Annotated in this window: 6 protein-coding genes; 4 read left to right on the top strand and 2 right to left on the bottom strand. The window is 69.0% G+C overall.

Annotated elements, in window-relative coordinates; all coding sequences use genetic code 11:
• Positions 1 to 244: 244 nt before the first annotated feature.
• Complete coding sequence (locus J0911_RS09665; RefSeq protein ID WP_207275263.1) at positions 245 to 1,345, top strand: cellulose binding domain-containing protein; 1,101 nt, start codon at positions 245 to 247, stop codon at positions 1,343 to 1,345.
• Between the two features lie 196 nt (positions 1,346 to 1,541).
• Here the strand turns inward: J0911_RS09665 and J0911_RS09660 are convergent, their stop codons facing one another.
• Both J0911_RS09660 and J0911_RS09655 read right to left on the bottom strand, forming a co-directional pair.
• The gene (locus J0911_RS09660; protein ID WP_207275262.1) at positions 1,542 to 4,262 is read right to left on the bottom strand and encodes a glycoside hydrolase family 9 protein; all 2,721 of its coding nucleotides are present in this window, start codon (positions 4,260 to 4,262) and stop codon (positions 1,542 to 1,544) included.
• Between the two features lie 144 nt (positions 4,263 to 4,406).
• Positions 4,407 to 5,453, bottom strand: a complete 1,047-nt coding sequence (locus J0911_RS09655) for a LacI family DNA-binding transcriptional regulator (RefSeq protein ID WP_207275261.1) — start codon at positions 5,451 to 5,453, stop codon at positions 4,407 to 4,409.
• Positions 5,454 to 5,732: 279 nt separating this feature from the next.
• On the opposite strand from J0911_RS09655, the gene J0911_RS09650 reads away from it, so the two are divergent.
• The 3 genes from J0911_RS09650 to J0911_RS09640 all read left to right on the top strand — a co-directional run bounded on the left by J0911_RS09650 (position 5,733) and on the right by J0911_RS09640 (position 9,487).
• Positions 5,733 to 6,755, top strand: a complete 1,023-nt coding sequence (locus J0911_RS09650) for an ABC transporter permease (RefSeq protein WP_207275260.1) — start codon at positions 5,733 to 5,735, stop codon at positions 6,753 to 6,755.
• Complete coding sequence (locus tag J0911_RS09645; RefSeq protein ID WP_207275259.1) at positions 6,749 to 7,666, top strand: carbohydrate ABC transporter permease; 918 nt, start codon at positions 6,749 to 6,751, stop codon at positions 7,664 to 7,666. Before J0911_RS09650 ends, J0911_RS09645 begins: the two co-directional genes overlap by 7 nt.
• A 162-nt stretch (positions 7,667 to 7,828) precedes the next feature.
• The gene (locus tag J0911_RS09640) at positions 7,829 to 9,487 is read left to right on the top strand and encodes an ABC transporter substrate-binding protein (RefSeq protein ID WP_207275258.1); all 1,659 of its coding nucleotides are present in this window, start codon (positions 7,829 to 7,831) and stop codon (positions 9,485 to 9,487) included.
• Positions 9,488 to 9,555 lie beyond the last annotated feature (68 nt).

Raw genomic sequence — 9,555 nt, 5'->3', positions numbered from 1 at the left:
GGTCGGTCGCTCGGGGGACCGACCGCTCGACAACGGACCGACCCGTGCCGACAGCGGACCGACCGCATCGCCCGTCCCGATGCCTCTTCGGCCCCGGGTCGGAGGTGAATCGCTTCAGTCCGTCGTTCGCGGACGGTTCCCGGAACAGGCTGAGCCCGCGGGGTCCCCTGATCCCGTCGGGCCCGTGGTGCGTCCGCCCCCGGGCACACCGCCCGCTCCGGATCTCGACCTCGAGGACGTGGACATGCGACCAGATCGAACGCGAAGGACTCTTCTCATCGGCGCGACCGTGGCCGCGCTCGGCGCCGGCGCCCTGCCGGTGCTCGGATCCGTCCCGGCCGCCGCCGGGAACGGCTGCCAGGTCGACTACGACGTCGTGAACAGCTGGAACAGTGGTTTCCAGGCCGACGTCACGATCACGGCCGGCGAACCCGTCGACGGCTGGGAACTGTCCTGGGAGTTCCCGGCGGGCACCGGTGTCAGCACAGCCTGGAACGTCGACTGGAGCCAGAGCGGCACCTCGTTCACCGGCTCCGACGTCGGCTGGAACGCACGGATCGAAGCGGGCGAAAGCGCTCGGGTGTTCGGCCTCGTCGGATCGGGAAGCGCCGGAACGCCGACGAGGATCTCGGTCAACGGCGTCCTCTGCGACGGGCAGACCGCGCCCTCCCCGGACCCGACACCCACCGCGCCCCCGACCGAGGATCCCACCGCACCGCCGGACGGCCCGGTCCGGATCATGCCGCTGGGCGACTCGATCACCGGCAGCCCCGGCTGCTGGCGGGGCGGCCTGTGGCAGCAGGTGACGGATGCCGGGTACGACGTCGACTTCGTGGGTTCGCAGTACGCGGGCTGCGCCCCGGCGGGCGCCGATCTCGACCACGAGGGCCACGGTGGCGCCCTGGCCACCGAGGTGGTCGCGAGCGGGCAGGCACGCGCCTGGCTGGAGCAGAACACGCCGGACGTCGTGCTGATGCACTTCGGCACCAACGACGTCTGGTCGAACGTCCCGCCGGACCGCATCCTCGACGCGTACACCTCGATCGTCACGGACCTGCGTGACCTCAACCCGGACGCCACGATCCTGGTCGCACAGATCATCCCGCTCGAACCCGATGCCTCCTTCGGCTGCACCGACTGCCCCCGGCGGGCGATGGACCTCAACGCCGAGATCCCGGCGTGGGCGGCGAGCCTGTCGACCGACAGATCGCCGATCGTCGTCGTCGACCAGTGGACCGGTTTCGACGCCGCCACCGACGCCTACGACGGCGTGCACCCGAACGAGGCCGGCAACGTGAAGATCGCCGCGCGCTGGTTCGAGGCCCTCGACGACGCCCTGAGCTGACATCCTGCGTCGGACCCACCGCGAAGCGGAGGGCCTGCCCACCGGAAGGCGGGCAGGCCCTCGCACGGTTCGGCCCGCCTCACGCAGCTCGGGGGGACGAGACTGCGTCCGCTCGCGACGGTGCCGCTCCGCCAGCCCGCCGGACAGCCCGGCCCGCACCACTGCGGGCGGGCCGGGCTCTCCGGCGTCGTGTCGGTCAGCTCGGGGTGCAGCCGCCGACGATGGTCTCGGGCGGCGTGCCGCTCCCGATGAACCCGAACTCCGTCCGGCCCTCGGCGGCCAGGGCTCCGTTCCAGCCCACGTCGGTCGCCGTGGTGACCGCCCCGGACGTGCCGAACTTCGCGTTCCAGCCGTGCGCGACGGCCGCCGGCGCCAGCTGCATGGTCACCGTCCATCCGGAGATCGGCTCGAGACCCGCGACGACCCCGACGTTCGCCAGGAAGCCGCCGTCCCACTCGTGCACGACGTCGATGTCCGCCAGGCACGGCGGCACCGGGTCGGGGCTCGGCTCGCCGTCGTGCCCGTCGGCCATGTCGTCGGCCCACGAGGACAGCCAGCTCAGCGGCGCGTTCCAGTTGATCGTCATCTCGTTGGTCGCCCACGAGTCGATGTGGTCGATGTAGCAGAACTGCGGGGCGCACCCCTGCAGGTTCTCCTGTGCGATCGGGTCCTGGATGGCCGAGTTCGGACCGCCCGACAGCATGCCGTCCGGGTGCGGCGGCAGCCGGTCGGCCGACGCCATCCACCGGTTGTGCATGTTCTCGCTGTACGCGGTTCCGTAGCCCTTGACGTACGAGTTGTTCAGCGCGTTGCGTCCCAGGATGTAGTCGAACGTCTCCAGGGCCGCGTCCCGGTACTGCTGGTCGCCCGTCAGGTCGTACGCCGTGGCGATGATCACGGCGTTGTTGATGATCTGGTGGTTCGAGCCCCAGTCGTAGTCGCCCGGGTCGTAGGCGTGGCCGAACGGTTCGGCCTGCTGCGTGGCGACGTGCTGGTCCGCCCCCTCGACCACGGAGTCGACGACGGCGTCCCGGCCCGGCAGGTCGTTCGGCACGGTCGCCAGGTCGAGCCGCGCGGCGGCCGCGGTGAAGCCCCAGTCGAAGCCGGTGGCGCGCCAGATGTCGCCCTCGGCGCCGCCCACGTGGTACGGCGAGGACAGCACCGCGTCGGCGAACTCGGTCTCCCCCGTGGTGAGGAAGAGCTGCGCGGCGGCCCAGTAGAACTCGTCGCCCAGGTTGGTGTCGTTGTAGGGGCCACCACCCGGGTTGGGGTCCACGCTGTTCGTGTCCGGTGCGATGACGTCCGGGTGCGCGGAGGCCGCGTCCCAGGCCCGGCGCGCGGCGTCGAGCAGCTCGTCCGCGTACGCCTCGTCGTACTCGGCGTACAGGCGGGCGCCCTGGGCCGCCGCGGCGGCCAGGTTCAGCGTGGCCGCCGTCGAGGGCCGGTGCACGTACCGCGGCATCGGGTCCTCGTGGGGCAGGAGGTTCAGGCCGGTCCAGGCGATGTCGTGCAGCTTGTGGTGCACCAGACCGCCGGCGTCGTACTCCTCGCCGTCGATGGTCATCCGGACGCCGTCGTCCACCTGCATGTTCAGCATCCAGTCGAGGTTGTGCCGCACCTCGTCCAGCACGTCGGGCACGCCGTTGCCCCGCTCGGGGACGACGAGCGTGGAGTCACCGAGCGCGCCGTCGGAGACGACGTCCGCGTGCAGGGTGCGCTCGTAGGTGGACAGCAGCTGGTACACGGAGATGCCGGAGTTCACGACGTACTTGCCGTGGTCGCCGGCGTCGTACCAGCCTCCGGTGCCGTCGACGGTGTAGCCGTCGGGGCAGGCCCAGCCGTTCTCGCCGTAGTGGTCGTCGGCGCCGTACTGCGCGTTGCCGTTGTTGTCGACGGCGCCCTCCGGCGGAAGACAGGGAACGTTCAGGTCGCCCTGGTTGACGTCGTCTCCCCCGAACTCGGAGACGTGGCCGGCGGGGCGCACGTACTCGGTCTTGAGCTGCTGGCCGTCGACCTCCACCGGGACGATCTCGTACCCGGAGCGCTGGGTGTAGTAGATGCCGAGGGAGTCGGCGCGCAGCTGGTCGTAGATCGTGGAAGCGATGTCGAACGGGTACGACTCCTCGCCGTCGGCGGCGAGGACGAAGCCCGTGCCGGTGGCGTCCACGTCGGAGAAGTCGATCGTGTGAACGTTCAGCCCGGCCGACGGGTCGGTGCCCTCCGGGGTCGTCTCACCCGAGGCGACGGCGGTCCCCGCGTCGTCCCGCAGCTCCCACCCGACCGGCGACGTCGAGTCCGTCACGAGGGTGGCGTTCTTCGGGCCGCCGGGGAGATAGCCGACCTGGTTCACCCGCACGCGGGGGCCCGTCTCCGGCTCGTACTCCTCGACCTCTCCGCCGGTGAGCAGGGACACCTCGTCCAGGCACAGCTCGAAGTCCTCGGCGTTGCCGCCGAGCTGGAGCTGGACCTCGCTCTCGGCGTCGGCCGCGATGTCGAAGGCCTCGGTGAACGTCTGGCCGTCGGCGCGGAGGGTGATGTCCGCGTAGTAGAGCGGCGGCCACTCGGTCTCCGGGTCGGGAACCATCACGCGGACGGACGCCTCCGGGGACGCCGCGGCGGCCACGCTGACGGTGAAGGTGTCTCCCGCGGTGACGGGGACCCCGCTCTGCCCGACGATGACGTCCCACTGGTTGCCACCGCCCGGGACGACGCCGCACATGGTTCCGTCCGCCGACTCGGTGAACTCGACGCCGCCGGAGACCCACCAGGGGTCCATGGTGCCGTCGAAGGAGGGATTGGTCAGAAGTTCGGTACCGTCCTCGGCCTGCGCCGCGACGGGCGAGAGCACCACGCCCGTGAGGGCGAGTGCCGCCACTGCCGCGACCGCCGGACGGCGGCGTTGCTGTCTGATCTTCACGCTGACTCCTCGATGAGAGCGCTTCCACGAACGCCCGCCACAGTAACCAGGCATCGGCACGGCGAACCAGCCGGACCACCGAGTTGATTCGTTTAGGCACGACGCGGCCGCCGACCCGCCCGCACGGGCCGGCCGTCTCAGGCCCTACCACGGGGGCGGAGCCGTCGACTCCCGGAGCACCAGGTCCGTGGCGAGATTGAGACGGGTGACCGCGGGCGCCCGCCCCGCCGCCATCTCGAAGAGCATGCGCGTCGCGGCCGCGCCCATCTCCGTGAGCGGCTGGCGGACCGTCGTCAGCGGGGGCCACACCCACGAGGCGAGCGGCAGGTCGTCGTACCCCACCACGGACAGGTCGCGCGGCACACTCAGCCCCAGCTCGTGCGCGGCCCGGAGCACGCCGATGGCCTGCATGTCCGACCCCGCGAAAATCGCCGTCGGGCGGTCCGGCGCGGACAACATCCGCAGCCCCTGCTCGTACCCGGCCTCGACGTAGAAGTTCCCGTTCGCCACGAGCGACGGGTCGTGAGGGATGCCGGCTTCCTCGTGAGCGGAGCGGAACCCGTCGATCCGCGCCCGGCTGCACAGCATGTCGCCGGGACCGGAGATGCACGCGATCCGGCAGTGCCCGAGCCCCAGCAGGTGACGCGTCGCGAGCAGCCCGCCGTTCCAGTTGTCGGAGCCCACCGAGGGCACGTCCGCCGGTGGTTCGCCGTCGGTGTCGATGACGACGTAGGGGATCGACCGCCGATCGAGCTGCTGGTGCTGGGCGCTGGTGAGGTTGGCCGCCACGAGCAGGACGCCGAGGGGCGGACGCGACATGGTCATGTCGAGCCAGTCCTGCGGGGGGCGGTGCTCACCGCCGAGCTCGGACAGGATGACGCTGACGCGGTGGGCACCGGCGGCGACCTCCACCCCGCGGATGATCTCCATCGACCACGCGGACCCGAGCCGGTGGAAGACCAGATCGATCAGTCCCGACGCGGTCGGCGCGGAGACCGCCCGCCGGCGCCGGTACTGGTGCTTCTCGAGTGCCGCCTCCACGCGGGCGCGGGTCGCCGGGGCGACGTCGGCCCGGCCGTTCAGCACCTTCGAGACGGTCGGCACCGAGACCCCGACCTCACGGGCGATGGTGGCGATGGTGGGACCACCCGCCGCCGGCTTCGCCGTCGCCCCGGAGCCTGTTCGAGCCATCGCGAAGGCACCTCTCTCGAAACTGGGACCGCGCAACTTTCGGGCTGACGGTACACCACCATTCTCCAGCACATCGCCGGAGCGATGCCAGATCGTGACCTGAGCACGACAGAAGGACCCTTGACTCGGCAACCGCTGTCCACCTACTGTCCCGATCAATACCTTTCGCTATCGGCACCGATGCCGATAGTTTCGGAAAAACGTTATCCACGCCGGTGTGGTGCGCGGCCCCCGGGGGGGGGGGGGGCGCGGGTCACGCCGTCGTGACCGGAGGGATCGATGGCACCAGACACGGGGACGGCCCAGGCCGCGCCACCGGCCCGCGGAGACGATCCGCCGGTCGGCACGCCGGCCGTGGTGGTCGGCGGCGTCTCACGCCCGCCACAGCAACTGCGGAACAAGAACACGTGGGGCCGCGCACTGCGCAAGGACTGGCGCCTCTACACGTTCCTGGTCCTGCCGATCATCTACCTGCTGATCTTCCGGTACACGCCGATGGTGGGGAACGTCGTGGCGTTCCGCCGCTTCCGGCCGGGCAGCTCGATGTTCGGCGACGAGTGGGTCGGCTTCTACTACTTCCAGGCGTTCATCCAGGATCCGAAGTTCTGGGAAGTCTTCCTGAACACGGTGATCCTCGGTGCGCTGACCCTGATCGTCGTCTTCCCCCTGCCGATCGTGCTGGCGCTCATGCTGAACGAGCTGCGCTCGCGCCGGTTCAAGAAGGTCGCGCAGACCATCACCTATCTGCCGCACTTCATGTCGATGGTGATCGTCGCCGGCTTCGTCTTCGAGCTCACCGCGATCAACGGCACGATCAACCAGATCATCTCCGGACTGGGCAACGACCCCATCTCCTTCATGCAGAAGGCCGAGTGGTTCCGCCAGATCTACGTCTCCTCGGAGATCTGGCAGACGGTCGGGTTCGGCACGATCCTCTACCTCGCCGCCCTGACGACCATCGACGACCAGCTCTACGAGGCCGCGCGGATCGACGGCGCCAACCGCTGGCAGCAGACCTGGCACATCACGCTGCCGGGCATCCGTCCGACGATCGTCGTGCTGCTCATCCTGAACATCGGCACGTTCATGGCGGTCGGCTTCGAGAAGGTCCTGCTGCTCTACAACCCGCTGACGTATCCGACGGCGGATGTCATCGCGACCTACCTGTACCGCGTGGGGATCAACAGCGGTTCCTTCTCGTACGCCGCCGCCATCGGTCTTTTCGAGGCCGTCATCGGCCTGACCCTTGTCCTGTCCGCGAACGTGATCGCGAAGCGCACGGTTGGAGCTTCACTGTGGTGACCACCGACGTCCCCGACATCGCCCGCGTCCGGGAGGTTCCCCGGACCGTCAAGGACACCGCGAGCTACACGATCTTCCGGGTGGTCAACGCGACGGTGCTGGTCGTCATCTGCGCGGTCACCCTGTACCCGTTCGTCAACCTGGCGGCGAAGGCGTTCAGCTCGCAGGGCTACATCATGGCCGGCCAGGTCAATCTCTGGCCGCGGGGCTTCAACCTGACGACCCTCGAGTGGCTGGCGCAGCAGGAGCGCTTCTGGACCGGGTACGGGAACACGATCATCCAGACGGTCGGCGGTACGACGATCGCGATGGTGCTGACCACCACGATGGCGTACGCCCTGGCCAAGAAGCACCTCAAGGGTCGTGGGATCGTGATCGCGATGGTCGTGGTCACCATGTTCTTCAACGGTGGCCTGATCCCCAACTACCTGCTGATCACGAACCTCGGGTTCAAGAACACGGTCTGGGCGATCATCGTCCCGAACGCCATCAGCGCGTTCAACCTGCTCGTGATGAAGGCGTTCTTCGAGAACTTCCCCAGCGAGCTCGAAGAGGCGGCGGCCATCGACGGCATGACCACCTACGGCATCTTCTTCCGGATCGTGCTGCCGCTGTCGAAGGCGGTCATCGCGACCATGATCCTGTTCTACGCCGTCTTCTTCTGGAACTCCTGGTTCCCGGCGATGCTCTACCTGAGCGACGCGGAACTGCAGCCGGTCACCCTCTACCTGCGCAACCTCTTGGCAGGAGCCTCGGGTGCGGGCCGGGAGGCGGGCATGGAGGAGGTCCAGATCGGGTCGAACCTCAAGGCGGTCACGATGCTGCTGACCGTGATCCCGATCATCGCCGTCTACCCGTTCGTCCAGAAGTACTTCGTGACCGGCGTGATGCTCGGCTCGGTCAAGGGTTGAGACACGAGGACGGCACGAACGCCCGGCACCGTCGTCGGGCACCTGGCACACCCCCGAACGCCACGGACCACCGCCGTGGCCTCGACAGAAAACGATTCACCCAACGGCGTCACACACAAGGTGCGTCACGAACGACGTGGTTCAGAACACCGGAGGAGAACAATGAGAATCACACGGAACAAGGCCGTCGCGGCGTCCGCCGCGGCCGCTCTGACCGTCACGCTCACGGCGTGCGGCGGAGGAGGTACGGAGGGCGACGGTCCCACCGGCGGCGAGATCGACATGGAGTCGCAGATCGGCTACATGGAGGACTTCGAGGCCGGGACGACGTTCCAGGCGACGGAGCCGTTGCAGTTCGGTCTGCTGTACCGCGACCACCCGAACTATCCGTTCCAGGACGACTGGTCGATCCTCCAGCACCTGGAGGAGAACCAGAACGTCACGTTCGACTTCGAGAACGTGCCGCTCGAGGACATGCAACAGCGGCGTTCCGTGCTGATCTCGTCGGGCGAGGCCCCGGAGATCATGCCCGTGACCTACCCCGGTGACGAGTCGCAGTTCGTCAGCGGCGGCGCGCTCCTGCCGATCTCCGACTACGTGCAGTACATGCCGAACTTCCAGCAGAGGGTCGAGGAGTGGGACCTGCAGGCGGAGATCGACGCCCAGAAGCAGGAGGACGGCAAGTACTACATGATCCCGGGCCTCCACGAGGTGACGATCCCCGGCGCGTACACCGTGGCCATCCGGCAGGACCTGTGGGACGACGCCGGCCTGGAGCACCCCGCCACCTGGGACGAGCTGGCCGACCAGCTGCGGGTCATCAAGGAGGAGAACCCCGAGCTCGACTACCCGATGACGGACCGCTGGTCCATCAACGGACCGATCGAGGCGACACTCTCGGCCGCCGCGCCCAACTTCGGCACGGTGGCGGGCTGGGGCTACGGCGCGGGCCTGCAGTGGAACCAGGACGAGGGCGTCTACGAGTACGCGGGCGGCTCCGACGAGTACAGGGCGCTCGTGGGGTACTTCGCCGACCTGGTCGCCGACGGGCTGCTCGACCCGGAGGCGCTCACCCAGGAGGACGACCAGGCCGAGCAGAAGTTCGCGTCCGGTCAGGCCGCCGCGATCGGGGCCAACGACCAGGTGGTCCTCGAGTACCGCGACGCGTTCGAGGAGATCGGCGACACGACGTCCGAGATCGAGCTGATCACCGTCCCGGGAGGCCCGGCCGGCGACTACATCGCGGGCGGCACGCGCCGCGAGTCCGGCCTCATGTTCTCGGCGCAGGCCGCCGAGTCCGACCACTTCCTCGCGATGCTGCAGTTCGTCGACTGGCTGTACTACTCCGACGAGGGCCTGGAGTTCGCGAAGTGGGGCGTCGAGGGTGAGACCTTCGAGTGGGACGGCGACAAGCGCGTCCTCGTCGAGGACGTCACCTGGGGCTCGCTCAACGCCGGCGCGCCCAAGCTGCTGAACAGCGACTTCGGCTACTACAACGGCGTCTGGTCGCTCGCCCACGGCTCCACGGAGGAGCTGGACATGTCGATGCGTAGCGACGAGGCCGTCGAGTACATCAACAACATGAACGCCGTCAAGGAGGAGCTCGAGATCCCGCCCGCCGTCGCGTACGACGAGATCGAGCAGGAACAGGCGGGCCTCCAGCAGACGACGCTGCAGGACATGACGTTCCAGGCCACCGCGCAGTTCATCCTGGGTGACCGGTCGATGGACGACTGGGACACCTACGTGGCGGAACTCGAGGGCGCCGGCATGCAGGAGTACGTCGACCGCGCGAACGCCGCGGCCGGCGTCACCGGATAACCGGCCCACCCGCAGAAGACAACCCCGGCCGGTCATGTGGTCGGTCCGATGTCGGTGCGGTCGGTCCC

Source organism: Myceligenerans salitolerans (assembly GCF_017349295.1).
GTDB lineage: Bacteria > Actinomycetota > Actinomycetes > Actinomycetales > Cellulomonadaceae > Myceligenerans > Myceligenerans salitolerans.
This window is presented reverse-complemented; position numbering and strand designations above follow the sequence as displayed.